Annotated in this window: 27 protein-coding genes; 9 read left to right on the top strand and 18 right to left on the bottom strand. The window is 35.6% G+C overall.

The features are described 5' to 3' along the window. From PHI38_RS00465 to mscL, 8 genes are all read right to left on the bottom strand, one after another. The coding region (locus PHI38_RS00465; protein ID WP_299851206.1) for a nitrate- and nitrite sensing domain-containing protein at nucleotides 1–1,300 on the bottom strand (1,300 nt) is incomplete at its 3' end. A gap of 91 nt (nucleotides 1,301–1,391) precedes the next feature. After that, nucleotides 1,392–2,447, bottom strand: coding sequence for a nicotinate-nucleotide--dimethylbenzimidazole phosphoribosyltransferase (locus PHI38_RS00460; RefSeq protein WP_299851215.1), 1,056 nt, complete (start codon nucleotides 2,445–2,447; stop codon nucleotides 1,392–1,394). 14 nt (nucleotides 2,448–2,461) lie between these two features. Next, nucleotides 2,462–3,319: a mechanosensitive ion channel domain-containing protein gene (locus PHI38_RS00455; RefSeq protein ID WP_299851203.1), complete on the bottom strand. Its 858-nt coding sequence runs from the start codon at nucleotides 3,317–3,319 to the stop codon at nucleotides 2,462–2,464. Between the two features lie 14 nt (nucleotides 3,320–3,333). Then, on the bottom strand, nucleotides 3,334–4,563 hold the full coding sequence (locus PHI38_RS00450) for a hypothetical protein (RefSeq protein WP_299851199.1): 1,230 nt from the start codon (nucleotides 4,561–4,563) through the stop codon (nucleotides 3,334–3,336). A 36-nt stretch (nucleotides 4,564–4,599) separates the two neighbouring features. Beyond that, the gene (gene cobC / locus PHI38_RS00445) at nucleotides 4,600–5,136 is read right to left on the bottom strand and encodes an alpha-ribazole phosphatase family protein (protein WP_299851196.1); all 537 of its coding nucleotides are present in this window, start codon (nucleotides 5,134–5,136) and stop codon (nucleotides 4,600–4,602) included. Further along, nucleotides 5,133–5,855 carry an adenosylcobinamide-GDP ribazoletransferase gene (locus tag PHI38_RS00440; protein ID WP_299851193.1) on the bottom strand — a complete coding sequence of 241 codons (723 nt, stop codon included), beginning with the start codon at nucleotides 5,853–5,855 and terminating at the stop codon, nucleotides 5,133–5,135. The genes cobC and PHI38_RS00440 overlap by 4 nt, the downstream gene beginning before the upstream one ends. Next, nucleotides 5,852–6,349 (bottom strand): bifunctional adenosylcobinamide kinase/adenosylcobinamide-phosphate guanylyltransferase, encoded by a 498-nt coding sequence (locus PHI38_RS00435; protein ID WP_299851190.1) that lies wholly within the window; start codon nucleotides 6,347–6,349, stop codon nucleotides 5,852–5,854. Before PHI38_RS00435 ends, PHI38_RS00440 begins: the two co-directional genes overlap by 4 nt. Beyond that, on the bottom strand, nucleotides 6,346–6,783 hold the full coding sequence (mscL, locus tag PHI38_RS00430) for a large conductance mechanosensitive channel protein MscL (RefSeq protein ID WP_299851187.1): 438 nt from the start codon (nucleotides 6,781–6,783) through the stop codon (nucleotides 6,346–6,348). The genes PHI38_RS00435 and mscL overlap by 4 nt, the downstream gene beginning before the upstream one ends. A 114-nt stretch (nucleotides 6,784–6,897) precedes the next feature. Here mscL and PHI38_RS00425 point away from each other — a divergent pair, with 114 nt between their 5' ends. Further along, the gene (locus PHI38_RS00425; protein WP_299851184.1) at nucleotides 6,898–7,683 is read left to right on the top strand and encodes an NYN domain-containing protein; all 786 of its coding nucleotides are present in this window, start codon (nucleotides 6,898–6,900) and stop codon (nucleotides 7,681–7,683) included. A gap of 3 nt (nucleotides 7,684–7,686) precedes the next feature. On the opposite strand, the gene PHI38_RS00420 is transcribed toward PHI38_RS00425, so the two are convergent. After that, nucleotides 7,687–8,112: a hypothetical protein gene (locus PHI38_RS00420; protein ID WP_299851212.1), complete on the bottom strand. Its 426-nt coding sequence runs from the start codon at nucleotides 8,110–8,112 to the stop codon at nucleotides 7,687–7,689. 85 nt (nucleotides 8,113–8,197) lie between these two features. On the opposite strand from PHI38_RS00420, the gene PHI38_RS00415 reads away from it, so the two are divergent. Together PHI38_RS00415 and PHI38_RS00410 are read left to right on the top strand one after the other, a co-directional pair. Beyond that, on the top strand, nucleotides 8,198–9,013 hold the full coding sequence (locus tag PHI38_RS00415) for a hypothetical protein (RefSeq protein ID WP_299851182.1): 816 nt from the start codon (nucleotides 8,198–8,200) through the stop codon (nucleotides 9,011–9,013). After that, a complete protein-coding gene (locus PHI38_RS00410; protein WP_299851179.1) occupies nucleotides 8,995–10,014 on the top strand; it encodes a hypothetical protein in 1,020 nt (339 codons plus the stop codon). Before PHI38_RS00415 ends, PHI38_RS00410 begins: the two co-directional genes overlap by 19 nt. Here PHI38_RS00410 and PHI38_RS00405 read toward each other — a convergent pair. Genes PHI38_RS00405 through PHI38_RS00380 form a run of 6 tightly spaced genes read right to left on the bottom strand, consistent with a single transcriptional unit; the run spans nucleotide 9,995 to nucleotide 16,367 of the window. Then, on the bottom strand, nucleotides 9,995–11,614 hold the full coding sequence (locus PHI38_RS00405; protein WP_299851176.1) for a YcaO-like family protein: 1,620 nt from the start codon (nucleotides 11,612–11,614) through the stop codon (nucleotides 9,995–9,997). The genes PHI38_RS00410 and PHI38_RS00405 overlap by 20 nt on opposite strands. Next, the gene (locus PHI38_RS00400; RefSeq protein WP_299851174.1) at nucleotides 11,611–12,606 is read right to left on the bottom strand and encodes an iron ABC transporter permease; all 996 of its coding nucleotides are present in this window, start codon (nucleotides 12,604–12,606) and stop codon (nucleotides 11,611–11,613) included. The genes PHI38_RS00405 and PHI38_RS00400 overlap by 4 nt, the downstream gene beginning before the upstream one ends. Next, nucleotides 12,566–13,291 carry an ABC transporter ATP-binding protein gene (locus PHI38_RS00395; protein ID WP_299851171.1) on the bottom strand — a complete coding sequence of 242 codons (726 nt, stop codon included), beginning with the start codon at nucleotides 13,289–13,291 and terminating at the stop codon, nucleotides 12,566–12,568. The genes PHI38_RS00400 and PHI38_RS00395 overlap by 41 nt, the downstream gene beginning before the upstream one ends. Further along, nucleotides 13,288–14,100: a helical backbone metal receptor gene (locus PHI38_RS00390; protein ID WP_299851168.1), complete on the bottom strand. Its 813-nt coding sequence runs from the start codon at nucleotides 14,098–14,100 to the stop codon at nucleotides 13,288–13,290. The genes PHI38_RS00395 and PHI38_RS00390 overlap by 4 nt, the downstream gene beginning before the upstream one ends. A gap of 8 nt (nucleotides 14,101–14,108) precedes the next feature. Beyond that, a complete protein-coding gene (locus PHI38_RS00385; RefSeq protein ID WP_299851165.1) occupies nucleotides 14,109–16,010 on the bottom strand; it encodes a TonB-dependent receptor in 1,902 nt (633 codons plus the stop codon). A gap of 27 nt (nucleotides 16,011–16,037) precedes the next feature. Next, a complete protein-coding gene (locus PHI38_RS00380; protein ID WP_299851162.1) occupies nucleotides 16,038–16,367 on the bottom strand; it encodes a hypothetical protein in 330 nt (109 codons plus the stop codon). Between the two features lie 81 nt (nucleotides 16,368–16,448). On the opposite strand from PHI38_RS00380, the gene PHI38_RS00375 reads away from it, so the two are divergent. The 6 genes from PHI38_RS00375 to tpx all read left to right on the top strand — a co-directional run bounded on the left by PHI38_RS00375 (nucleotide 16,449) and on the right by tpx (nucleotide 21,683). After that, nucleotides 16,449–17,774: an NFACT family protein gene (locus PHI38_RS00375; protein ID WP_299851159.1), complete on the top strand. Its 1,326-nt coding sequence runs from the start codon at nucleotides 16,449–16,451 to the stop codon at nucleotides 17,772–17,774. 132 nt (nucleotides 17,775–17,906) lie between these two features. Beyond that, complete coding sequence (locus tag PHI38_RS00370) at nucleotides 17,907–18,218, top strand: hypothetical protein (protein WP_299851156.1); 312 nt, start codon at nucleotides 17,907–17,909, stop codon at nucleotides 18,216–18,218. A gap of 37 nt (nucleotides 18,219–18,255) precedes the next feature. Next, nucleotides 18,256–19,011 (top strand): phosphatidate cytidylyltransferase, encoded by a 756-nt coding sequence (locus PHI38_RS00365; protein ID WP_299851153.1) that lies wholly within the window; start codon nucleotides 18,256–18,258, stop codon nucleotides 19,009–19,011. A gap of 3 nt (nucleotides 19,012–19,014) precedes the next feature. Next, on the top strand, nucleotides 19,015–20,088 hold the full coding sequence (gene dxr, locus PHI38_RS00360; RefSeq protein ID WP_299851149.1) for a 1-deoxy-D-xylulose-5-phosphate reductoisomerase: 1,074 nt from the start codon (nucleotides 19,015–19,017) through the stop codon (nucleotides 20,086–20,088). Further along, nucleotides 20,085–21,062 (top strand): tRNA (adenosine(37)-N6)-threonylcarbamoyltransferase complex transferase subunit TsaD, encoded by a 978-nt coding sequence (tsaD, locus tag PHI38_RS00355; RefSeq protein ID WP_299851146.1) that lies wholly within the window; start codon nucleotides 20,085–20,087, stop codon nucleotides 21,060–21,062. The genes dxr and tsaD overlap by 4 nt, the downstream gene beginning before the upstream one ends. A 117-nt stretch (nucleotides 21,063–21,179) precedes the next feature. Next, nucleotides 21,180–21,683, top strand: coding sequence for a thiol peroxidase (gene tpx, locus PHI38_RS00350; protein ID WP_299851143.1), 504 nt, complete (start codon nucleotides 21,180–21,182; stop codon nucleotides 21,681–21,683). A gap of 135 nt (nucleotides 21,684–21,818) precedes the next feature. On the opposite strand, the gene PHI38_RS00345 is transcribed toward tpx, so the two are convergent. The 3 genes from PHI38_RS00345 to PHI38_RS00335 are packed head-to-tail and all read right to left on the bottom strand — an operon-like array spanning nucleotide 21,819 to nucleotide 25,383. Further along, nucleotides 21,819–22,370 carry a GNAT family N-acetyltransferase gene (locus tag PHI38_RS00345; RefSeq protein WP_299851140.1) on the bottom strand — a complete coding sequence of 184 codons (552 nt, stop codon included), beginning with the start codon at nucleotides 22,368–22,370 and terminating at the stop codon, nucleotides 21,819–21,821. A 6-nt stretch (nucleotides 22,371–22,376) separates the two neighbouring features. Then, entirely contained in the window at nucleotides 22,377–24,473 is a 2,097-nt protein-coding gene (locus PHI38_RS00340) for a Tex-like N-terminal domain-containing protein (protein WP_299851209.1), read from the bottom strand. Continuing rightward, nucleotides 24,469–25,383: a DUF234 domain-containing protein gene (locus PHI38_RS00335; RefSeq protein WP_299851137.1), complete on the bottom strand. Its 915-nt coding sequence runs from the start codon at nucleotides 25,381–25,383 to the stop codon at nucleotides 24,469–24,471. The genes PHI38_RS00340 and PHI38_RS00335 overlap by 5 nt, the downstream gene beginning before the upstream one ends. Nucleotides 25,384–25,434: the final 51 nt, after the last annotated feature.

Genomic DNA, 25,434 nt, shown 5'->3' with positions numbered 1-25,434 from the left:
TAATAGCCTTGAGCCAGTATGTTGATCCATCCTTAGCAAGATTTTTCATTTCACCGACCCATGGCTTTTTAAGGTCTTTAATAGTATGCCACATCTGTTCAAAGATTTTTACATCGGTATTTGGATGTTTCATAATACTGTGAGTTTTTCCAACTAACTCATCTCTTGTATAGCCGCTAATTTTACAGAGTTCATCATTTACGTAGGTAATTACTCCATTTTCATCACTTTTTGAAACTATAAAACCACCATCAACCGTTGATTTATACTGTTCTAAAAGAAGAAGGGAGTTATCATATTTGTTCTCTAGCGAGCTAGCAGAAAAGAGGATCTTTCTAGCAATTAGAAGTAAAAGTATAGTAACAATTATTGCTGAGAGGCCCAAAAATGATAAAAGCATTGCTAGTTTATAGTGGATAGAGTCAAGCTTTTTATCTATTAGATTGTTTACTGTAGCAAAGAGTTCATCTTCTACGCTTTTTAATAAATTTACGCTTATTGTTGCGTTATCAAACCATGATGAGTAATCTACACTAAGATTAATTTTCTTTCTATTTTTAGCGATATCATCAATAATCCTAAACATCTCATCAACATCTTCTCCTTGAAATACGTCATCGTAAAAGCGGGTAATATCAGGATTTGAGAGAGTTTTAAAGTTTTCTATTTCAAGAGTATATATTTTCAAATGTTCTTTAAAAAGAATATAAATATCATCTGAGAAATCTTTGCTAAGAAGAGCTTGGACTAAGATAGAGCGAATTTGGCCTAACTCTTCCTTTGCTGAGGAGAGATGGCTATAAGATTGTATATAGTTTCTGTTCTCTTTATCTTCAATCAAAGAGGGGGTTACTTTTATGATATTTAATAAAGAGGTTATATTTTTTGTGTAGTAACATCTAGCTTCAAAGATAGACATATTTAATAAGTTCGTGTCTGCTCTTGCTTTTATTTTTTCTAAAAGTTCTATAGATTTTTCATCTGTGCACACTTTACATAAAAGTATTCGCTCTATTGCTTCACTTATTGCAGTGTTTGAGCTGTCTTGTGCAAGTGAGAGTTTTTTAGTTTTTTTGTCTATCTCGCCACTTGCCATGGCCTCAGCTGTTACACCTCTCTCCGTTTGCAAATAGTGTACTGCCATCGAGATAGCTTCTACTTCTGCGACATGATACTTTGTAAATTCTAAATTTGTTTTAGTTACAAGCATTCCATGAAGTAAAGTTATAGACAACCCTATAACAAAAAGCAGTGGAATAATCAAAATGATTAATAATCTTAATTTTAAATCTAACCTCATATAAAAAATCCATTATTGTAATTTTTATCTTAAACAAGCTCTATTAAGGGTTAATTGTAACGCATTAAGAGTTGTTTTTTTGTTAAAAATATCATGTATTATATAAAATATATTCTATCTCTTGTAAAAGCTTTTTATTATCAACTCCATTAGCGTATGCATACGCCAAAGCCGCTCCAGCACCAACACCCTCTTTAGCTTCGCCATCATCATATTTTTTTAAAATATCAATGGATGCTTCTTTAAATGAAAAGGTTGTATATATCGCATGTGGAGTGTAGCTAAGATGTGAGAGGATATGAACGATATCTGAGCTTTCATCCTTTGCTATCCATAAGGTGGTTGCAAGAGTTATGTTATCGCTCTTTAAGCGCATAAGTACATCTTCTCTTAACTTGTCAGCAATGAGCAGAACCGCTGCCATCTGTGTGCCACCTGCTAAAACTATATGAAATCTCCTTGATGCCTCAAGTAAAAACCCAGCACAAAATATAAGCATGTTATCACTCACATGTGAGAGCTTCTCAAACGTGCTCATGCTATCATTTATCAAAGATAGGGCACTATCTATCGTCTCTTTTTTTATGTTTTTTGGAACATTTAAAAAGCTAGATGAGAAGTCATCTTCACAATCATATCCAAGCGCTAGAGCGGTAGCCGCTACAGTTGTTGTGCCACTTGGTGTGCTCTCTGCTAAGATAAGATAACTTCCCTTTAGCTCATAACCACGGCCTGCCTTCATACCTTTTTCAAACACACTTCTTGCGTCTATCTTTGCTCCTGTTGCAATTGAGTCAGATGGAGTTATGCCAAAAGAGTGATAAGTTGTATTTTGTGGTGTTTTTACAAGCCCCAAATCAAGAATTTCGATAGAGCTAAATGGAGCGAGGTTATGAACTGCTCTTGTTATGATTGCAGGAGTTGGCACGCCTGATGGAGTTTCAGCGACTTCACCAAGAGAGAAAACTTTCCCATTAGTTATAAACTCCGCATCAAGTGTTGGAGTTAGTGGAATCATCCCTGCAATTCCAGCTTGAGTGATTCCCTCAATCTCGCACGTTAGAGTAACAGAAGCGGCTAGTAAAAAGTCTGCCCTTCCTTGTGGAAGCGAATCAGGCTTGTTTGTAAATATGTTATATGTTTTTATTCTTTATCCTTCTCTTAATTACTAAGTGCATCTTTTTTTAAAATCTCTTTTGCTAGAAGCTCTTTTAAAACTATTTCACTCATATCACTTTTAAAGGCAAACTCATACCGAATATCCATTACATAAGCCTTTAAACTCATCTCAATATATGCTCTTTGTTCATTCATTTTATTTGAAAAAAGTACAACTATTGGTTTGTTGAGGTAGATATATTTTGATACTTGAGCTACTTGGATAGCGATTTTACGAACCCTTTGAGTATCAACATCAATGGGTAGCATTATCTTTGCAACTACTTGGCAGTAAAGCTCTCCTGAGTTACTGTTTGAGATGTATGTATTCATAATGGTCATGTTAGGAACAACTACAGTTGAGTCATCAGGAGTGACGATGCGAGTTGCTCTGAGTCCGATTGTTATCACTTCGCCGTAATTATCTCCTACTTGTATCTTGTCGCCCACTTTAAAGGGTCTATCAAAGAGAAGCATAATCCCGCCAAATATATTTTTGAGCAGGTCTTGTGTAGCAAAACCAACAGCAATAGCGATAGAGGCAACAGTCGTCATAAGCATCTGCATCGGAGGATTATAGATGACTTTTATGATAAGAGTTATTGTCGTTATCCAAAAAATAATTCTTATTACAGGGATAAAACCTTTTATAGTTATCCTAAGTCTGGAGCTTTTCTCAGCAAAAAATTCTACTGTTTTTGTAAAGAGAGTTATTAAAAAATAACTAATTATAAAGAAAAAAATAGTCCAAAGAATCTTTGAAATAGATATGATTTCAGTGAAGTTTATACTTTTTTCAATTTCTGCACCATAACAAAAAGAGTTGATAAAAAGTAAAAAAATAAGTGTAAGGAGTCTCATATTTGCATCTCCATTTAGTGGATAAAATTTTTAGATGAGAGATAATCATGCACCGGTTTATATATTGCAGGATTTATAGTGTACTTATCGTCTGGTTGAATAAGCAGCCCTTTCTCAAGCATAGGCATAACAATTTTACGACTCTGAGGCAAAGACTCATGTGTAACAAGGGCAAAATCGCTCATACTTAACCCATCGTGCAAGATTAAAGCTTGAAGAGTAAAAAGCGATTCAGAAGATAGACTCTTGATGAAAGAGTAGTCAAGGTCATCAATCTCTTTGATCTTTAAGCTGTTTTCTTGCTCGGTGCTTATCGCACGTATCCAGTAAAGCAGGGCAAGAGAGATATTTGAGTTTGAGAGCTTATATAAAAGTTTGAAAAACTTCTCTTTTAAATATAACTGTTGCTCGTCTGGATCTAGGTTTTGAAAAGTTTTACTAAGAAGTGTTTGCTCGTTAGGAGTAAATTCTATCTTGCTTGATTTATGCTCAAGGCGTTTAAAAATAATATCTTTAATGCTCTCCTCGCTTAAGGGCTGCATTATAACTTCGCTTGTAAAATAGTTTGAAATTGATATGGTTTTATCAAGATAGTTCCATGTTCTAGGGGTGAAGGTTCCTATCCAAAGTATTTTTTTAGATGTATATGAGATAAGTTCAAAGAGCATCTCCATGCTATCAAACCCATCTACCTTTTTTAAAAACATATGATGGAGATTTTCTAAAATGATTATCTTACTCTCCTTAGAACTGTTTAAAAGCTCAATTAGCTCTTTGTTACTATATATATTTTCTGTATTTAGTAGAGCATTAAAGAGGGCAAAGTATTTATTGTTCGTATGTATTTTCTCATTTAGCTCGGTTCTGATTAGTTGAGTTTCTGGGATTTTTCTCAAAAAAGCATCCAATACTGAGCTTACTCCAGACCCTTTTTCACCAACAATTGCACATGAAACAAAACGTTCTTTTTGCCAGTTTTCATAGGATAGTTCGAGTTTTTGTATCTCGGCTTTTCTATTTATAAAAAAATTCTCATCTGCTGGTTTTAGTTCATAAAGATTTCTATACTCTTTTGGCAATGCTTCAAGAGAGAAGCTTACATCTTGCATAAATTCAGAGATTTTAAAAGAGATAGGCTCTTTTTCATCCACTATACCCGCTGCTTTTTTTAGTTCAGATATCTTATTTTTTATATAGGATAAAAAATTTGTACTTTGTGGTATTTGAGACAGATCGTTACTCATACATATAACCTTGTTTTCAAGTATGAGTGCATTTTATCATATTTCTAAGAGTGTTATAGAGTTGTACGCCACTTTAACGCTAAAGGCCTCTTCTAGGCTTATGTCATGTATTATTGATAACAACACACGAATAACTCCAGCGTGTGTTATAACTAAGATATTCTCTTTTTTAAGCGATGGCAGATACTTTAAGAAAAACTCTTTTACTCTTTTGATGTAATCCTCGTAAGGCTCTCCACCAAGAACATCTATCCACTGCAAAAAATCTTTGTACTCTGTTTTTTCCCTTAGAGCTATCTCATCATAACTCATGCCCTCATGAACTCCCCATGATTTCTCTCTTAGCTTATCGGTATATATGGCACTCTTTGCGTGTAATGAGTGTTTTAGACTCTCTTTTGTACGCCTCAAATCAGAGCAAAAGACAGCGCCAAACTCTAAGGTATCAAGCACTTGGCACAACTCTTTTGCTTGAAGTTCTCCGCCTTTGGAGAGTCCTATATCGTTGTGCCCGTTATAACAGTTTTTATATCTCTCATCAACTTCGCAGTGGCGAACTAGTGTTAGTTTCATAAGCTAAAGAGAATCACATTTAACAAAATAAGCTCTGTTACTTCGATGCTAAAGCCGTAAATATCGCCAGTGAAACCGCCATAACGCTTTATAAAAAAGCTTTTTATAACAAACAAAACTAACAAAGCGCTAACTAAAGCTAAGTACATGTTAAAAAAGACAACTAAAACAAGAGAGTAAAAAAGTGCGATAAGCATTTGTGTTTTTGTAAGTTCCGCTTTTGCTAAAGTGCTCATTCCATTTTCACTTATGTATGGATAGAAGTAGATTGCTAAAACAACATTTAGACGTGAAAGCATTAGGATAAGGGGTAGCAGATAAAAAGCTTCAAAATGAGCCAAAGATGAGGCTTTTGCTATCAAAAAAGTACCGCTCATGAGCATCCCCATTCCACCTACATGTGAATCTTTCATCACTTTTAGAGCTTTTTCTTTTGTAACATAAAGTCCATCAACAGTATCGCTAAAGCCATCAAGATGAAGCGCGCCTGTGAGTAAAACCCATAAAACGAAGATGATGATTCCAACATGAAAAGAGGGTACATATGGAGCTAAAAGTGAATGAACAGCCCAAAGAACAAGCCCGAGCAAAAAACCAACAAGCGGATAAAACATCACTGCATAACCGTTTATACCCTTAAAAAAATCATGAACTTTAAAAAAAGGAACAGTTGTTAACATAGAGACTGCAAGTGCAAAACCTTTAAAAATATCTCTCATTTTATTCTCGTTGAGATGCCAGCGATGGTATGATAAACTTCATCGCATTTTGAGGCTATGAGTTGGGATAGTTTACCGCTGATGTCTATAAACTCACGTGCAAGTGCATTATCGGGGATAACTCCACTTCCAACATCATTTAGTACAAAAACTACTTCTTTATCAAGAGCCAAAACCTTCTCTAACTCCTCTTTCATATCAGCAAACGTAAAGCCATGATATAACATGTTGTTTATCCACATGCTAACACACTCTACTAAAACAGCGTTATTGCACTTAGAGATTATGTTATATAGTTTTATAGGCTCTTCAATGGTCTCAAAATCATCGCTTCTGCCCTGTTTATGGGCATCAATACGCTCTTGCATCTCTTTGTCTATAAACTCTGTTGTGGCAAGATAGATAGGTTGTTTAGATGATAAAGCTAATATGTAGTTTTGGGCATTAAGAGATTTTCCACTCTTAATGCCACCGATAAAGAGAGCCTTTTTCAAACCTCTTTATTTCCACAGTATGGACATATTTTCGCAGCAACTGGAATGCTCATAGCACAATCGTTACAAGTTTTCTCAGATGGTGGTGCTGGAACCACTTCTTCCTTAGCTCTTAGTTTGTTATAACTCTTTACAAGCATAAACATAACAGTTCCTAAAATCAAAAACGAAATAGAATCATTTACAAAAAGACCTATTTTTATAGCTGGAGCACCAGCTTTTTCAAGATCTGCAATGGTGTTATAACTGTTTCCATCAAGTGCGATAAAGAGGTTTGAAAAATCAACTTTTCCAAGAAGCATACCAACAGGAGGCATAACTATGTTTTTAACAAGTGATTGCACAAGAGTAGCAAACGCCGCCCCGAAAATAAAACCAACAGCCATATCAACCATGTTTCCTTTTATAAGAAACTTTTTAAACTCTTCTAACATTCATCACTCCTTTTAATAATGTATGATTTTAACATAGTTAGGAACTATTTTTTGCTTTGTATATTTCTTGTACAATGCCAATCAATGAAAATATTAATTTAATTAGGAATTAGAATGAAAAGTCAAAATAAAAACAATATTGCGATGTTTATAGATTGTGATAATGTAAGTGCTAAGTATATAGAAAGTATATTTGATGATTTATCGCAGTATGGAACTGTCAATATTAGAAGAGCTTATGGGGATTGGAAAGATAAAAAGCTTTACAGTTGGGAAAATATTTTACAAGATTATAATATTAAACCAATTCAACAATTTGCTTACACAAAAGGTAAAAATGCAACCGATATAGCTATGATAATTGATATTATGGATATTCTCTACACAAAAGAGCTTGAAGCTATCGTTTTGATAACAAGTGATAGTGATTTTACCCCTATTGTTACTAGAATATTATCTGATGGATTAACGGTTTATGGATATGGTGAGTCAAAAACTCCTATGGCATTTGTAAATGCATGTTCACAGTTTATTTATGTTGAAAAATTAAGTGTTTTACAAAATGATGAAGTAGTTGAAAATATTCCTACAAACACAAAGCATCAAGCTGTTACAGAAGCTGTCACAAAATATGTTGGAAATAACTACGACATACGAAAAGATTATAAGCTTATCAACTTACTCAAACAAGGCGTTGAGAGAACAGCGGATGAGCAAGGATGGGCAGATGTTAGAGATATGTCCATGTATATAAGAAAAAATTCTTCTTTTTCTCAAATCAATTATGGATTTAAAAAAATGGGTGATCTTATCAAAGCATTAGATGTGTTTGATATAGAATATTTAGGAGATAGAAAAACTCAACTTATGATAAGAATAAAAGAAAAATCAAAGAGATAAAGATTATGCTTTACAATCTTTCATAATATTTTTCCAGTCCAAATCAAAATTCTTTTTTACATACGCCTTTGTATGGGGTACGTTACAGTTTGAGCAGTCTTGGTGGATACTATCCCCATAGACTGCCTCTTTGCCATTTTTTGATTCTATTTCACAGAAGCTGTAAAGCGTTTTTGACTCTTTTTCTTCTATGCCTTTATCGTTAAATCTAAAGTGGGGACAAGCACAGAGGTAGCAGTTTAGTTTTTTCATGTCATGGCATTTTTTGTTATCCTCATAGAGTGGACAAAAGTCGTTTTCCTCTTTTACCATGTTATCAAAGTCAAAGTAGTCTATGATTTCATCTTCGCTGTGTCCTTTTGCTAGAAGTTTGTCTACGATTTTTTTGTGCTTATCTGCATGCTGTTCAAACCACTCTTCATAACTCATCATATCATCGCCTTTAAATATGGGTATTTGCTCAATTGTCAAAATATAGTATCATACTCTATAGTGCCAAAAAGGTAAAAGTAACATGCGATATAATGTAGTCATGAAATATAATTTAAAACTTTTTGTAGCGACTCTTTTAAGCGTCTTCTTGATTTTCTTTATTTGGCGTGTAAGTTATCATCATGGATGTTTCACTCTTTTACTGCCTATAACAGTTTTGTTTGTGATAGCTCATAGTTTTATTGAAATTAAAATGCAAGAGAGGTTTTGTTTTAGAGACTGCTATTTTATAGAAAAATCATTTTTTGCAAATCTTCTCTCATCACGCTCTTTTGTAATCATATTTTATATTCTCTTATCTATTTTGATGGGTATATCCGTGATGTATTCTGTTATAGATTTTACAATGCTTTTTTGGATGTATCTGGTTTTTCAAATCCTTTTTGCTACGTTTATATATAAATGGTTCAGTAAGATATTATCCAAAACCATAAAGAAAAACTTCTTAAGTCTCTTCTCTAGAGAGTGGGCTATCAATATCTCTTCAATACTTCTACTGTTAGTTTACGTCTATATTTCATTAGAAGGCTATGCTCCTGAGTATTTAAGAGAAACTTTAGCACAGACGCAGTTAGTAGCTTCAAACACAATATCATCTAGTTGTAACATAGTGAACTATACTTTAAAGGTAAAAGTGGAGATAGATAGTATCTTTTGGTGGTCATTTAGTAGCTTCGCGGAGCACATTGACAATACGTTTTTAAAGTCTATCGCTTGGATAGGTTTTATTTTTATGAACGCTCTTGCCATACTTGGTCTCAATAGATTTATCATCCAGATTGTATATTATCTAGATAAGATTTTTAGCAAAGATGTCACTTGCGTAAAAATATTCTAGCTAAGATGTCTAAGTTTGAAAAACTGTTTTGGTTAAGTATAATCATCCTAGCACTCATTTATATAACATTACAAATTCTAGCCACACTGAACAAAAATCAATCAGAAACATTTATACAAATACTTGATCCAGTTGTAATTAGCATAAATCTAGATAAAGCAGATAGCAATATAACTCTAAATATCAAGCAAGAAATAGCCAATATTAATAGTGCGATTGATATAAATATTGATACTGTTTTTAGCTCTGTTGAAAACAATATAGACTCATTTTTAGATTTTCACTACTCGGTTATTGGAGAGTACATAGAACTTGGTTCGATGGCTACCAATAAGATAAACGAGACAATTCAAAAAAGGCTCTTTGGTAGTGATTTTGAAAACAGTGTAAAAGAGGCTTTTAAACAGATTGATACAGAGTATGGTAATAGTGCAAATAAACATATCCAAATGATACACGAGAGTGCTACGGCTAATGTAGATCATAAATTAAATAGCGATATATTTGCTAGGCTAGAGAATGATATAAGCACCTTTACATCAATGCAAGAGGGAAAACTAGGCTTAGTACTGGGCGCTAAACTCATACCAAAAATCGCTCAAGTAATTAGCGCAAAAGTAGCTCTCAAGGCTTCCGGAAAGTTCTTAGTAAAAAGCAGCACAAAAGCTGGTGCAAAGTATGCAACTACAGGAGCAGCCGCTTTAGCTGGAACTACATGTGGTCCATTTGTATGGATTTGCTCCCCACTGTTGGCTATAACTGCTTGGTTTACTACTGACGCTGTTGTTGTAAATATAGATGAATATTACAATAGAGAAGAATTTAAAAAAGAGATATTAGAAGTTATCAATGAGCAAAAAATGATTTTAAAAGATACCGCTAAACTTGAGTATAAGAGCTCATTTGAAGAGCTATCAAAAGAGATCCAGACAAAGTATAGAAATACAACGATAAAGAGAATAAAGATAAAAGAACATCTCTTTAATGACTCTTTGAAGTAAGTTCTTTTTTCTCAGCAAGTCTATCGTACATTGCTAACATGTTACAGTAGTCGTTATGAAGTGTTATATCTATAAAGTGTTCTTCTTTGTTAAGAATCCTTAGTGCTTTTTCTACGCTCTGTTTTGAAAATATATTAAAAAGTGCTTCTTCGTACTCTTCATAATCTTGGCTCTCAAGTTCCATGTGTATGAGTTCTGAGATAACTTTTGCTTCGCCCTTTGAACTGTATTGTAAAAATTCTAAAGCACTCTCTTTATCATCCATAAGAAGAGATAAGTGGGCTTTGAACTCTGCCATTGTGAAGTTGTTTTTGAAGATAACGCCTATGTATTTCTCCATGCTTAGCGAGTCATCGAGCGAGATTATTGTGTCTAAAATCTCCTCCGCGTCATAATCACTAAAGTTTAAAACCATATCACGGATGGCTTTTGCGCTGTTTTTGTTGTTATATATCAAATCATCTATTGGGTAGACCTCTGAGATACTTGGGATTAGTACCTGACATGAGTAAAAACCTAGATAGTCGTACTCTCTTAAGTAAATCTCTTTGCCCAAATCCGAGGCTATATCTGTTAAAAACTCAAGCTCATCAACCTTAGAATCGTACTTCCATGGTGAGAACTCAAAACTCTTTTTAGAGCTTAAAAATGCAAATCCAAGCTTTGCGTTTGAGTCCACAAAATGAGACTCAAGGTTGAAGCTATCTGAGACTATGCTCATGTCAAATGTTGGTGTCTCAAAGTCATCGAGAGTATCTAGTGAGCGCCCTTGCATAAGCTCTGTCATAGTTCGCTCCAGACTTACTTCAAGAATAGGATGTGCACCAAAAGAGACAAAAAGAGTTGAGTTTTTTGGGTTTATAAGTGAGATAGCAGTTACTGGGACGACTCCTCCAAGAGAGGCATCGAGGACTTCTACGATATATCCGAGTTTGCGCAGAGTTGAGATGTCTTCATTTAGTTTTGTAAATGGTTCTATTACTCTTTGAGGAAACTTTGCAAGTGCGTATCCATTTCTTATGATTTCAAACTTTGCGTATCTCTCATAAATCTCACTTAGAGCTTGAACTTGAGCCTCTTTTGGAGTGTTTCCAGCGGATAGACCGTTGCTAACATAGAGGTTATGTAAAATATTTACAGGAAAATAAGCTATCTCATTAGTAGAGAATTTTTTAAAAGGAAGTGAGATAATCTTTTCGCTATCGCTATTAAAATCAACAAAAGCAGCCCCAAGAAGTTCGCCATCTGGGTCATACACTTCATATAACTCTTCGCTTAAAAAATCTTCATGAAGCTCAAACTCTACTTCATCGGGATAGTGTTTTCTCTTTGGAAGATAAAAATCACTAAAAAACATATTTGTTTGAAGTCTCTCAATGTACTCTCCAAGCGCACTAGCAAGGGCTGAATCCTCAAGTGAGCCTTTTCCGTTTGAGTAAATATGAGAGGGTGCTTCAACTGAGTTAAGGTTTAACGAGTGGCAGTTTTGAAGAGGGTGTTCTTTTTTTGAGATAACAACCTCACATCCGACATCTTCTAAAACTTTTTTCATTTTTTTGATAGAGACCTCTAGCGGAGCCTCTTTTGATAAGATATTCACTGTTTTTTCCTAATAATCAGATATATAAAAAATGGCCCGCCAATAAGTGCTGTAATTATTCCTATGGGCAAATCATTTTGCGTTGATAACAATCTCGCTATTGTGTCACAAAAAACCAAAAATAGCGCCCCAAAGAGAGCAGTTTTGAGAACTCTTGAGCTTATGGAAGATGGATAGAGCATCGAGACGATATGCGGAGTTATAAGCCCTATAAAGCCGATAGGCCCGCTGATGCTAACAAGTGTTCCTATGGCAAAAGAGGAGATAAGAAGAAGCGTAAAGATTACTTTTTTGCTATGAAGCCCTTTTAGTTTTGCGCTCTCATCAGAGGTTGCTAGAAGCTGCAGCTCAAATCTATAAAGATAAACAACTACTACAAGCATGGAGGATATGAAACCTATAACGAGAGGATTTTGCCATCCGATGATAGAGAGTGAGCCCATCGTAAAACGGATAAGCATATCGTTTTGTATGGCACTTCCTAGATAAAAGATTATCATAAGCGCTGAGGTATAAAAGAGGGAGAGGGCGATTCCAAGAAGCAAGAGTGATTCGCTTTTTGCATTTTTTATAAATCTGTTTAAATAAAGTAGCAAAAATACAGTGAGGATTGCACCTAAAAAACCAAAGATATTTATAGCGCTTATACCAAAGATGATAGCTCCAAGTCCTAGCTTTATGGCGATTCCAGCGCCCAAAACTGCGCCACTTGAAACACCTAGAGTATAAGGAGTCATCAGTGCATTTCTAAAGAGCGTTTGAAACAAAAGCCCGCTTATGGATAAAATCGCTCCCCCAAAGAGAGCAAACATAACTCTAGGCAAACGCAACTCAAAAAATATCTGTGAATGAAGAGTTGAGAAGTCAAATATATCTGTTACATGTAGCGTAACTGCGCCGATAAATGGGGAGATAAAAAGAGAAGCAACTAGGGCAAACCATACAAAAAATCTACTCATAAACAACTGCCAAAGAGTTAAAAGATACGCCATAAAGCTCTTCTAAAATTTTATCACTGAAAAATTCACTTCCATAAAACTCTGCATGTTGCTCTTTTATAAAAGCGACATCAGAGCCTATAAAGGAGGCTAGATGCAAGTCATGAGTTATCAAAATGATTTGATGAGTACGCTTTAGATTTTTTATATAAGTTGCTACTATTTTAGAGTTGTATGGATCAAGATTTGCGGTAGGCTCATCAAAAATCATGATGCTACTTTGCATACAAAGAGCCGATGCCATAAGTGAGAGTTGCTGCTCGCCTGAGCTTAAAGACAAAAGTGTGTGATCTCTTAGATGCTCTAAGCCAAGGAGTTTTATATATTTGTCTGCTATCTCTTTATCCTCCAAAGAGTAGTCAAAAAAGCTCTTTTTATAAGCAAATCTTCCAAGTAAAACAAACTCATGAAGTGTTATAAAAGAGTCGTAAAGCTCTAGTTTTGGGGGAACGTAAGAGATGGTTTTTGCTCTTGTTTTGTTTGAGAGACTTTTTAAATCAACACCATCTATAACTATCTCCCCATCATAATCATTCAAGAAACACAAAGCTCGAGCAAGCGTACTTTTGCCAGAACCATTTGCTCCAAGTATGCTTAGGTGTGAGGCTATTTTGAGATTTACATCTTTTAAAATTATGGTTTTATCATAGCTACATGTAAGGTTTTTTAGCTCTATCATCTGCTCATCTCAAGGCAGAGTCTTTTGATGCTAAGAGCAACTCTGTTTGATGGGATGTTTATATAGCTCTCATCGACCACTGTTATATGTCTGTTTTTACTTGCGTTAGTTGGAAGTGAGTGCCAAGCACTCAATGCTTTTTCTTTATCAACTCTGCTGTTTGAGGCGTCTGAGTGGAGTATTATTATCTGATCTGGGTTTAGAGCTATAACATTTTCATAACTGAGCGAGGGTTGGTTAGTATCATTTAAGTTATAGGCGTTAGTGTTGCCACATATCTTAATAATATCATCGAAATATATATCTTTGCCAGCGATATAGATGCCTCTGCTCAAATCCTCATATAGTCCAAAAACTATCATCACCTTGTGGCCTTCTTTGCTTTTTTGGACGCTATCTATCGCACTTTGTATCTCATGAACTAAAGGCTTTGAGTCCGCATTTAGTTCATGAGATATTTTTATAATCGAGCTTTTTATATCTTCAATAGTTTGTAACCTTACCATAAGAGTTTTGATGCCAAATCTCTGCAGTTTTTCTAACGTCGCTTGGTTAAAATCTTGCCCTATTACTAAAGTAGGTGAGAGAGAGATTATTTTCTCTAGGTTTGGATTTGAGTATCCGCCGATAAGTTCAAGCCCTTTTGCTTCTGGTGGATAGAGCGAGAACTCACTTGTAGCTACAAGCGAGTCTCCTTTTTTTAGAGCATAAATTATCTCTGTAACTGATGGCGTCAGAGAGATGACTCTTTCGTTAGCTTGGAGTGTGAACACAAAAAAAAGTGTTAAAAAAAAGAGTTTTATATTCACTACTGTCCTTAGATTTTTAGTTTAAACCCTGCTATTGCAGTTGTACAAAAGTTCATAGGGTAGATTGCGTCATCTTCAACCCACAGAGCGTTTTTTTGGTTAAACAGATTGTTTATTTTAGCGAAAAGTTCCAAACTCTCTTTTGTGTAGCTAATTGAGATGTCGGTGCTTTTATAAGCATCTTGTTTTTGCGTAAAATTATTATTAAAGTCATTTAGTGCATACGCACTTGAGCGATAAGTTTGAGTTAAAGAGAAGATTGTGCTTTTATTTAAAGAGTAGCCGAGAGTTGCTTTTATGTTGTGATTTGATACTCCTGGTAAATCATTACCTGAATAATCCTCACCATTTTCAACCTCTTTATCTATAACGGCTTGAACATAGTTGTAGTTTAGAACAACGCTTAACTCTTCATTTATAAGCCATTTATCATAAATATCTAAACCATATTTGTATGATTTATCAATATTTGTATTTCTTGAACTTGCCCAAGTTGGATCAGCGTAGTAGTAAATCTCATCTTTTAAAGAGATGTAATAAAGAGAGATTTTGAGTTTGTTAGTTGGTAGAAAATAGTTAAATCCAACTGTAAAATTGTCCGACTCAGATGGTTTTACATAGCCAGTAAATGCGCCCGTGCTCCAGTCAAAGAGTCTATCTAAACTAGAGGATTGGTATGCATGTGAGTAGTTAGCAAAGAGAGATTTTTCTTTGTCTAAAGCATAGTTATATCCAAGTTCTACGCCATAAAGTGTGTCGTCTTGATTCTCTCCAGTTTTGCTCTTAAAAGAGATATCCTCATATCTAGCTCCAAGTTTTACAGTGCTTTTTCCTAGATATAGCTCATTTAAAAAGTAAAGAGCGTTAGAAGTTTTTGTTAGGTCGTTATTAGTGTTTACAAGGTTGCCATCAAATAAATCATAACCAAGAGTAAAACTAAAGAGGTTATCAACATAGTTTAGTGAAGAGTTAAGTGAATCATACTCATAATCTGTTGGAGAGCCTGAGTTATAAATTGAGCGTTTTTTCTCTTTTGCGCCGTCAATATTTAGAGACAACTTATCGCTAAAATGATAGCTAAAGCCCAAGTTTAGAGCATCTGTATCGTATTTTTGATTTGCTGAGCCCCAGTTAAATGCTCCTGCTTGCTTAGCGTCATTGTTATACTCATCAAGTGTTAAAAAACTTGCATAGGTAATATCCGTTCTTGCAAAAGAGGCACCAGCACGTAATTCTACTGTATCAATTGGATTATAAGCGACATTTAACGAGGCAGTTCTCATAGAGCTCTCGTCTTTATCACCACTACTGTTTATATAACGGCTTCCATCGCTTCTTTGTGCTTCGCCACTTGCGTTTATGGAGAATTTCTCTTCACTATGACCAAGGTAAAACGAGCCATCCGCTGTGCCATGAGTTCCGCCATATACTGTTATCTCTTTTGCGTTGCTCTTTTTTGTGATGATATTGATAGCTCCAGCATTTGCGCCATCGCCACCTTTTACAATTCCACTTGATTTGATAATCTCTAATCTCTCAATAGAAGCAGGAGAGATCCCTAAGAGAAGCTGAGGAACCATATCTACGTTGTTGATTTTTCTGCCGTTGATTGTGATGAGGATGTTTTGGTATCCATTATCCATCCCATAACCTCTAAAATCTATTTTTTGTGAAAATGAGTTTCCATACGAGGGCATCGCTGTAACCGAAGTTTGTTGGTTTAAAAACTCATAAATATTTTGTACATGAGCTTTGTCTATATCCTCTGCTGTATATATCTCTACTGCATCAGTTGATTTTAACTCATCTGTTTTTATAGCAGTTGAGACAATACTCAAAGGCTCAAGCTCAACACTTTGAGCAACTAAGACGCTTGATATAAATAGTGATAAAACTATCTTTTTTTTCATGAAAATCTTTCTTAAATTATTTTTTTGTTAGTTAAGAGGTATGAGTGGTGGAGAGATGTTGTTGTTTAGGTTTTTAAAGTAATTTGGGTTTAGTTTTTGAGATTTACATAGAAGAAGGGCTTTTTTAGTACGTCCAAAGTAGTAACAGTTACAATGACAAGGTTTTGCAGATAGCTCTAGAAGTGTGGTGGCCAGCTCATCATCTTCTAGCTCTGCTTCTTGCTCATCACCATTAAAATTTAACATGTGAAAACTCTGCACACAAGATGCTTCGGCATTTAACGTTACCTGATTTGTAGTCGCGGTAATCGCTCTTAGAGTAAAGTAGTTTTTGCCAAAGCCCTTAGGAAGTCTCACAAATGCCCCATATATATTTTTTTTGCAATTATAGCACTATAAATTTATACTACTATAGTATCTCTATGATAAAATCTCTTTATGAAACTATCACATCTAAAGCAGATACTTGTTTATCTGCAAAAATTTACAAAAATTTCCTCAATCTACAGAGTTAGCGACACTATCATAAAGATTTCTTTTGATAGAGATGATGAGCTTTACTTTGAGATGGCACGCTCAAACTCAAAGATATTTAAGTGTGCCTCTTATGCTCGCTCAAAGGTCTATAATGCGCCATTTGACGTGCTTTTAGCAAAACGATTTAACCGCGCAAATATACTACATATAGAACTCTTTGGCGGTGATAAGATAGTGCGTTTTAAAACCTCAGTCGCTTCTGCGTATAAAGAAGAGATAACTTATTTGCAGTTTGAATTTACTGGGAAATATACAAACGTAATTATCCTAGATGAGAATGAGATAGTCTTAGAAGCCCTGCGTCATGTTGACCTTTTTTCATCCTTTAGGGAGGTTAGAGTAGGGCAAAAACTATTAGCTGTTCCGTCCGCTCCGTTTGAGGCAAAAGAGTATATCCTTGATGATGTTGAGCAATTCTTATATGAAGAGTATGAACAAGAAGAGAAAGACAAACTAACCTCTTTAAAGAAACAGAAAATTTCACTCTTAAATAAGAAACTAAAAAAGTTAGAAAAACTTTATAACGCATTAGATGATGAAGATGAGCTTGAAGCAGAAGCGCAGAAATATAACCATTTTGGAAATCTTCTACTCTCTAACATGCATACTATTAGCCCATATCAAATGGTAGTTGAGCTTGATGATTATGATGGAGTAAAACAGCGTATTGAGCTTCACAAAGAGTTCTCAACTCCTGCAATGATGGCTTCCTCACTTTTTACAAGAAGTAAAAAGGCAAAACAAAGAGCTTCTCACTTACATATAGAGCGAGCTTCACTTATCTCAAAGATAGAGCATTTAAAGCTATTTATCCATACCGTAACAGAGGCAAAGGATATGGCGAAAATCCAGTTGCTTTTTCCAAAAATAGTGCAGAGTAAAAAGATAAAGACAAATGATTCTGTTGAGACTTTTTGGATAGAGGGGTATAAAGTAACTCTTGGAAAAAATGAAAAAGGAAACATAGAGCTTCTTCAAAATGCACGTGCAAAAGATATCTGGCTTCATATGAAAGATAGGCCATCCGCACATGTAATCATCACAACAGATAAACAAAATGTACCTATGTCCATCATAGAAGGCGCTGCAAGATTGTGTGTGGATTTTACTATGTTTCAAAAAGATCGTTATTTGGTCGATTATACTCCAAGACGTGAAGTAACAATCCAAAGTGGTGCTAATGTGCTTTATAATAGATATAGTACTATAGAAGTAGATACAAGATAAAAGTGAATTAGTTCTTTTTAAAAATAAAGATTGATATCTCTGACACGAAAGTGTCAAGCTTTAGTGCCTCAGCGGCCAGCGCAGCAAAAAGGACGAGTTCCTTTTGCGTACAAACAAATTAAGGAGGATGTTATGGCAGTAGGTTTAGTTGGAAACGCAATTTATGTAAATCAGCAAACAGCTACAGCGTCTTCTATTCAAAATGCGCATAATAACCGCATAGAGTTCCAAAATGTAGTAGCACAAGCAGCGCTTCAAGAAAAAGAGGCTGAAGTAGCAGAGGTTCGTCCAATAGAAGAGACTCATATGATTGATCCAGAGCGTGAACATCAAAAAAATGAGGCAGATCAACAAGAAAACGCTAAAAGTGAGCATGAAAAGAAAGAGCCTCAAGAAGAAAAAGAGCTTTCTGAGCCTTTGCATATACTCGATATTAAAGTGTGATAGGTTATAATCATCTTATTTTAACAAAGGGTTTTGTATGAGTATATTTTCAACTTCTAATGAGAGAGTCAAAACTGGGCTAGTTCTTGCGGCGGCTGTACTTCTTATAGGCTTTATAGATAATTTTTTTCTTATGTGGGCTTTTTTGGGTGTTGTATATATTTTGGCATTTAAAGAAGCTCTTATTCTTTATGACATAAAAAACAACGATTTAATCTACTATGCCGCTGGGCTTTGGGTAGTTGGGGCAATCTATCCGTATAGTGATGACCTTTTTGTTTTAGCCGGTGTTGCATATGCTAGTGCAGTTGCTTTTAACAAAAACCTTTCTTGGAAAAATTTCTTTCCATTTATGTACCCAACTGCGGGTATGCTCTTTATTCTATCAATGTATCAAGAGTATGGCGTATTAGCTCTTCTTTGGCTTTTGGTGATTGTATCACTTACTGATATCGGTGCGTACGCTGTTGGTGTAAGTATAGGAAAAACTCCATTTAGCGAGGCTTCTCCTAAAAAGACGATGGAGGGTGTTGTAGGCGGTATCGTCATTGCAACGCTTGGTGGTATGTTTGTAGGACTTAGTATAGTTGATTTGGGTATCTCATTCATTATCGCTTTTATGGTCTCTGTTAGTTCTATCTTTGGTGATTTATATGAGAGTTCACTAAAAAGAGCGGCTGGAGTAAAAGATAGTGGAACTATTTTACCAGGGCACGGCGGAGTTTTGGACAGAATAGATGGCTATCTATTTGGCGCAGTTGTGATGCTAATCTTACTAAGAGGTTTGGTTTAATCTTTGATACTCTTAGGCTCAACCGGCTCCATAGGCGTAAATACACTTGAAGTTGCCAAAAAACTCTCCATAAACGTTGAGGTTTTGGTAGCTGGAAACAATATACAGCTATTAAACTCTCAGATAAAAGAGCACCAACCAAGTGTTGTTATTATTGCAAACAAAGATGATATAAGTAAAGTAAATCATACAAATGTTTTTTGTGGGCAAGAGGCTATACTAAAGGTTATCGAGGAATCTTCAAGTGAGTTGGTTATAAACGCTCTTGTTGGTTTTTTAGGACTTCGCCCAACACTTAAAGCTCTTGAATGTAATAAAAGAATAGCTTTAGCAAATAAAGAATCCCTTGTTGCATGCGGAGCTTTTATAGACACTTCAAAGATACAGCCCATAGATAGTGAGCACTTTGGACTCTGGTATCTGATGCAAAATAGACCTGTTGAGAAGATGATAATCACCGCAAGTGGTGGTGCATTTCGCGACTGGGATATTCAAAGACTTCAAAACGCTACTTTGGCAGATACGCAAAAACATCCTAACTGGTCGATGGGGCAAAAGATAACCATAGACAGCGCGACTATGGTAAACAAGATGTTTGAACTCTTAGAAGCTAGATGGCTCTTTGGAGAAGGCAAATATGACGCTATCATCGAGACAAAATCCCTAATCCACGCTCTTATAGACTTTAAAGACGGCTCAACTACCGCTCACTTTGCAAACGCTAGCATGCAACTACCAATCGCTTTTGCGCTTAATGCAGAGATGCAAGAAAATATGCTTCCACATGTAGATCTCTTAAAAGTTGGCTCTTTAGAGTTTCGTGAAATAACAACAGATAGATATCCAATCTGGCAAATAAAAGAAGAACTTCTTAAAACTCCATCTAAAGGTGTGATAGTAAATGCTGCAAATGAAGCTGCGATAGAGAAGTTTATAGCTAAAGAGATAGGCTTTATAGATATAGCAAAAACCATCATCAAAGCGTATGAGAAGTTTGATGATAAGCCAAAAAATGTAGATGATGTGTTTGCTATAGATACAGAGGTAAGAGCTTTTATAGCAAGGGATAGAGTATGATACTAAGTATTGAGAGCTCTTGTGATGATAGCGCGATAGCTATAACAGAGATAAAGACAAAAAAACTTCTTTTTCATAAGAAGATATCTCAAGAGTTAGAACATAGTGTTTATGGTGGGGTTGTTCCTGAACTTGCTGCAAGACTTCATGCAGAAGCACTCCCTAAGATACTAGAAGAGTGTAAGCCATACTTTAAAGATTTAAAAGCTGTCGCTGTTACAACAACTCCAGGACTTAGTGTAACCCTTGTTGAGGGCGTAACTATGGCAAAGGCAGTTTCTATTGCTCTGGATATCCCAATAATTGGCGTTAACCATTTGGTTGGACATATATACTCGTTGTTTATAGAAAAAGAGTCTCACTTTCCTCTAACAGTTTTACTAGTCTCTGGTGGGCATACACAAGTTATGGAAGTAAAGAGCTTTAGAGATATAAAAACAGTGGCAAAGAGTATGGACGATAGCTTTGGTGAGAGCTTTGATAAAGTTGCTAAGATGATGAATCTCGGCTATCCTGGAGGTCCAGTTATAGAGGCCTTAGCAAAGGGTGGCGATAGAAAAAGATACAATTTTACAGTTCCACTTTTTCAATCTCCACTTATTGCTTTTTCATACTCTGGGCTAAAAAATTCTGTACGACTTGCCATTGAGAGTGCAAATGAAGAAGACTATAAAGATATAGCTGCTTCATTTGAGCATATAGCAACCGCTCATATCATCCAAAAGTTGAAAAAATACTTTAAAACAACACCTCCAAAAACCTTTGCAATCGTCGGAGGTGCTAGTGCAAATCTATATCTTCGCTCCTCAATAGAAGAGCTTTTAAAGCCTCATGGTGCAGGTTTGCTACTAAGTGAGCTACAATACTGCTCAGACAATGCAGCAATGATTGGTCGAGTAGCAGTTGAGATGTACAAAGAGAATTTGTTTGATGATTTGGACAATTTAGAAGTTTGTCCTAAAAGTGTCATTTAGCTTAATAAAAGCTTGGAATAATGTTTTTTTATTCCAATTAAGAGTGATATTATCCGATATCAAATATACTTCGTGCATCAATAAAAAAGATAATTAAAATAAAAAACAGGAGTCAAAATGGCAACTACAAAATTCAAAGGTACAGACGTACAATTATTAGGAAATGAAGTAAACGTTGGTGATAAAGCGCCTCAAGTAACAGTTGTAAACTCAGATGGTTTAGGTGACGTAGTAGTAGGTGGTGCTCAAGGGCATAAGCAACTAATCATCGTTGTTCCTTCACTTGACACAGGTGTTTGTGCTACTGAAACTCGTAATTTCAACGCAAAAGCTTCTTCTTTAAAAGATGTTAAACCAGTTATCGTTTCACTAGACTTACCATTTGCAGCAGGACGTTTTTGTTCAACTGAGGGTATAACTAACTTAACTGTTACATCTGACTTTAGAAACAAAGAGTTTGCAAACGCTTATGGTGTTTTACTTGGCGGTTCTGTACTTGCTGGTGTTACATGTAGAGCAATCTTTGCTGTAAATGAAGAAGGTATCGTAACTTACAAAGAAATCGTTCCTGAAATCACTGAAGAGCCAAACTACGACGCTGCATTAGCTGCGGTTAAGTAATTTTAGACAATATTTAAGTCGCTCATTCTCCCAAGCGGCTTTTTAAAAAAGGTATTAAGTCACCTTTTATCTTATATCTACCTCTCTCTTTTAAAGGGTTTTACCCCTTTAAAACATTAATCATTTTAAAATATCTCAATCCATCCATTTTCTAGGGTCGTAGCCATCACTTGGTCTTACAACTCTCTCTTTTGATATCTGTTTCAGCATCGTTATAACTTCACTCTCATCAATTGGGCTTATTTTTTGTGAGTTTTCAACTTCAACAAATCCAAATTTTTTAAAAAAAGAGAGTGCTATTTCATTGTTTAAAACACTCACACTTACTTGTTCAAAAAGTGCTCCTGCTTCTAAGAGTAGCTGTTCTAGCATAGCAGTTGCTATACCTTTACCTCTGAATTCTGGTTTTACTCCGATAGTAAGAACAGCAGTTGCCTCGTTCACAAAACCGATGGTATTATTCTCTTCTTTTAGTAGTCTTATCCAAGCGGCACCTGCTATATTATGCTCACTTAGAGCGTATAGTCCTAAGTCTTTTGAACTCAGTCCGTAAAATTTGCTAAAAATTTCAAGTTCTTGGACTTCTTCAATACTCTTACTCGTCTCATCTAATCTATAAGCGTATTTGAGCATATCAGTTGCTATTCTCTGCTCTGATGACCTTAAAAAATATAGCGTTGGATTCATGTTTGTTTACGCCAGAGATAGTCCGACTTTTCCTTTTTCTTCATCTATGGAGATAACTTCTATCTGCGGAAGATACTGGTTTAGCGATAACACTTCAAGCGGATGTGATACTTTTGTCGGTGCCATTTTTGAGATATGAATCATCCCATCATTTTTAAGACCAATATCCACAAAAGCCCCAAAATCGGTAATATTACGGACAACACCAGAGACAAAACTTCCTACACGAAGCATTTTTATATCTGTTATCCCATCTTTAAAAGGTATCGGTGGAAGCTCTTCTCTTGGGTCATATCCAGGTTTTTGAAGTTCTTTTATGATGTCTTTGAGTGTCTCTTCTCCAACGCCTAGCTCTTTGGATTTCTCTTTTATATCAATACTTGTCAAATCAAGCCCTGTGAGTTTTTTCGCAACTTCATAACTCTCAGGGTGGATTCCGCTGTTATCAAATATATTTTTAGAATTTTTTATACGGATAAATCCAACAGCTTGTTCATAAGCTTTTTTTCCTAAACCTTTTACTTTTAAGAGCTGTTCTTTTGTTTTAAAGACACCATTTTCTTCTCTAAAAGCGATGATGTTTTGCGCGACTTTAGCGCCAACTCCTGCAACATAAGATAGGAGTGAAGCAGATGCTGAGTTTATATCAACACCTACACGATTAACCAAATCCTGCGTTACATCTGTTAGTTTTTTCTCCAAAAGCTTCTGATCCACATCGTGCTGATATTGCCCGATTCCTAGTGATTTCGGGTCAATTTTTACAAGTGCCGCCATTGGGTCTTGAAGTCTGTGAGCTATCGAGATAGCGCCTCTGATGGTTACATCAAGGTTTGGATACTCCTGCGATGCTACTTTTGAAGCGGAGTAAACAGATGCTCCAGCTTCTGAGACCACTGTGTAGTTTAGGTTTGCATTTTCATCTTTGTTGAGACGTGCAAAAAACTCTTGTGTCTCTCTTGAGCCTGTTCCGTTTCCTATAGCTACACCTGTAATGTTGTACTTATCTTTAAAGGCTAAAACCCTTTTTTTTGAGTTTTCATAATCTTTTTGTGGCTCGGTTGGATAGATAACGCATGACTCAAGATAGTTTCCATTCTCATCAACTACAGCTAGTTTACATCCTGTTCTAAATGCTGGATCTACTCCCAAGATAACTCTCTTTGTAACTGGAGGAGTCATGAGGAGTTGATTTAGATTTTTACCAAAAACAGAGATGGCAGAGATATCCGCTCTCTCTTTTAACTCTGCGTGAACCTCTCTCTCAAGTGAAGGCAGAAGAAGACGTTTTAGCCCATCTTTATACGCTTCAAAGAGAAATTCTTTTGAGCTTGAAGCACTGCGAGGGATTTTGTACTCTTTGATATTTGCTTCTATCTTCTCTATATCTATAGTTATTTTTACGCTTAACTCTTTCTCATTTACCCCGCGCATAACCGCAAGATAGCGATGCGATGGCATATAAGCTACTCTCTCACTCTTACCATCAAAGTTTTTAAAGAGTCCATTTTCATCAAATGTTTTTGTTCTTTTTATCTCTAAAACACCACTACGGAGCATCATATTTCTTATCGCTTCACGCTCACGAGGCATATCCGCATAACGCTCTGCTAATATATCTTTAGCTCCATTTATAGCATCATCAACAGATGATATTTCACCTTTTACAAACTCTTTGGCTTTTGTTTTAAACTCATCAGCACTAAGTTTTGCAGACTCTAAAATATTTGCAAGGGGTGTTAAACCATTTTGCATAGCAGTTGCAGCGCGAGAGTTTTTCTTCTCTTTGTATGGACGATATATATCCTCTAAAACCCTTAGTGTATCGGCATCTTCTATGCTTTTACTAAGCTCTTGCGTGAGAGTTGCTCTCTCTGAGATAAGCCTTTTTATCTCCTCTTTTCTCTCTAATAGTTTTTTAGCACTTATGTAAATAGTCTCAAACTCTCTTAGCACTTCATCATCAGCGCCGCCTGTCATCTCTTTGCGATAACGTGCGATAAAAGGGATGGTTGCACCCTCATCAAGAAGTTTTAAAATATTTTCTATATGCTCTTTTTTTAGGGTTGTTTTTTTTGTTAGTAGATTTATTAGATTGTTAATATTTCTTTCCCTCACACTCTATAAAATCTTTTGGACTTAAGTCTTCTACAAGTGATTTGAAATTTTTAAGAGTTATAAGTTTTAAGCTCTCACTCTTTAGTGCTTTTAGCTCATTTGAAAAGCCACTCTTTGAGACTATAACAGAGATATCAGGAACTAACTCTGCGATGTCACACTGCTCATGAAGCTTTGAGAGAGTTGTTTTTTTAGTTTTTTGGTTTGAGTAGCGACTCACTCCTGCTACGATTTTTCCAGACTTTGTTTTGGCTAAAATCTCTATCTCACTATCTCTATCCCAGTAACTTCCTATCTCAATAATTGCGTCATCTTTGAAGCTCTTTTTTATAACTTCATTTGAGAGTTTTCTAAAAGTATGCTCATAAAGCTCACTCTTACGGTTTTCAAAGCTCTCTTTTGCCTCTTTAAAATCTCCCTCTTTTATGCTCTTAAAATATGGCGATACAAAGGCAAACCAAAAGCGCATAAATGGGGTGTTGAAGTTTAACTTCTCGTCAATCTTCTCATCAGAGTTTATAGGAGCTTCAAGAGAAAACTCAGCTCTTAGAAGGTTCTTCGCACAAAGTTCTCTAATCGCCTCTTCACCCTCCGCTCTTGAGACTCTAGCTCTCTTTAGTGCAGAGTGAACTCTTCCATCACCAACAGCGATAGCGCTTAGTATTGAGTGAGCAGTTTTATCGCTTTTTGTTACTTTTGTTATATCTGAGTGGATATATGTATAGTTTTTAAAAACCTTGTTTTCTATAAGTTCTTCAAGGTCTCTGCTCATATCTACACTCCAACTCATTCCGCCAAAAACTGCAAAATACTCTATAGCGCTCTCTAAATCATCTGGAGAGTTTTGAAAGTAAAAAGAGCGAAATTGTTTTAAAAGTGAGGGATATTTTGCCATAAGAGAGCCTTTGGAATGTTTTTAAAATTATACTCGAATAACATACAAAAG

Source organism: Sulfurimonas sp., from assembly GCF_028694895.1.
Lineage (GTDB): Bacteria > Campylobacterota > Campylobacteria > Campylobacterales > Sulfurimonadaceae > Sulfurimonas.
The sequence above is the reverse complement of the archived record's forward strand: the minus strand, read 5'-3'. Positions and strand labels throughout refer to the sequence as shown.

Bases quoted from the DNA above. Each gene is read 5' to 3' on its own strand.
- PHI38_RS00455 (WP_299851203.1), bottom strand. From the start codon at position 3,319: ATGAGACTCCTTACACTTATTTTTTTACTTTTTATCAACTCTTTTTGT.
- PHI38_RS00450 (WP_299851199.1), bottom strand. From the start codon at position 4,563: ATGAGTAACGATCTGTCTCAAATACCACAAAGTACAAATTTTTTATCC.
- cobC (WP_299851196.1), bottom strand. From the start codon at position 5,136: ATGAAACTAACACTAGTTCGCCACTGCGAAGTTGATGAGAGATATAAA.
- PHI38_RS00440 (WP_299851193.1), bottom strand. From the start codon at position 5,855: ATGAGAGATATTTTTAAAGGTTTTGCACTTGCAGTCTCTATGTTAACA.
- mscL (WP_299851187.1), bottom strand. From the start codon at position 6,783: ATGTTAGAAGAGTTTAAAAAGTTTCTTATAAAAGGAAACATGGTTGAT.
- PHI38_RS00425 (WP_299851184.1), top strand. From the start codon at position 6,898: ATGAAAAGTCAAAATAAAAACAATATTGCGATGTTTATAGATTGTGAT.
- PHI38_RS00420 (WP_299851212.1), bottom strand. From the start codon at position 8,112: ATGAGTTATGAAGAGTGGTTTGAACAGCATGCAGATAAGCACAAAAAA.
- PHI38_RS00415 (WP_299851182.1), top strand. From the start codon at position 8,198: ATGCGATATAATGTAGTCATGAAATATAATTTAAAACTTTTTGTAGCG.
- PHI38_RS00400 (WP_299851174.1), bottom strand. From the start codon at position 12,606: ATGGCGTATCTTTTAACTCTTTGGCAGTTGTTTATGAGTAGATTTTTT.
- PHI38_RS00395 (WP_299851171.1), bottom strand. From the start codon at position 13,291: ATGATAGAGCTAAAAAACCTTACATGTAGCTATGATAAAACCATAATT.
- PHI38_RS00385 (WP_299851165.1), bottom strand. From the start codon at position 16,010: ATGAAAAAAAAGATAGTTTTATCACTATTTATATCAAGCGTCTTAGTT.
- PHI38_RS00375 (WP_299851159.1), top strand. From the start codon at position 16,449: ATGAAACTATCACATCTAAAGCAGATACTTGTTTATCTGCAAAAATTT.
- PHI38_RS00370 (WP_299851156.1), top strand. From the start codon at position 17,907: ATGGCAGTAGGTTTAGTTGGAAACGCAATTTATGTAAATCAGCAAACA.
- PHI38_RS00365 (WP_299851153.1), top strand. From the start codon at position 18,256: ATGAGTATATTTTCAACTTCTAATGAGAGAGTCAAAACTGGGCTAGTT.
- tsaD (WP_299851146.1), top strand. From the start codon at position 20,085: ATGATACTAAGTATTGAGAGCTCTTGTGATGATAGCGCGATAGCTATA.
- tpx (WP_299851143.1), top strand. From the start codon at position 21,180: ATGGCAACTACAAAATTCAAAGGTACAGACGTACAATTATTAGGAAAT.
- PHI38_RS00345 (WP_299851140.1), bottom strand. From the start codon at position 22,370: ATGAATCCAACGCTATATTTTTTAAGGTCATCAGAGCAGAGAATAGCA.
- PHI38_RS00335 (WP_299851137.1), bottom strand. From the start codon at position 25,383: ATGGCAAAATATCCCTCACTTTTAAAACAATTTCGCTCTTTTTACTTT.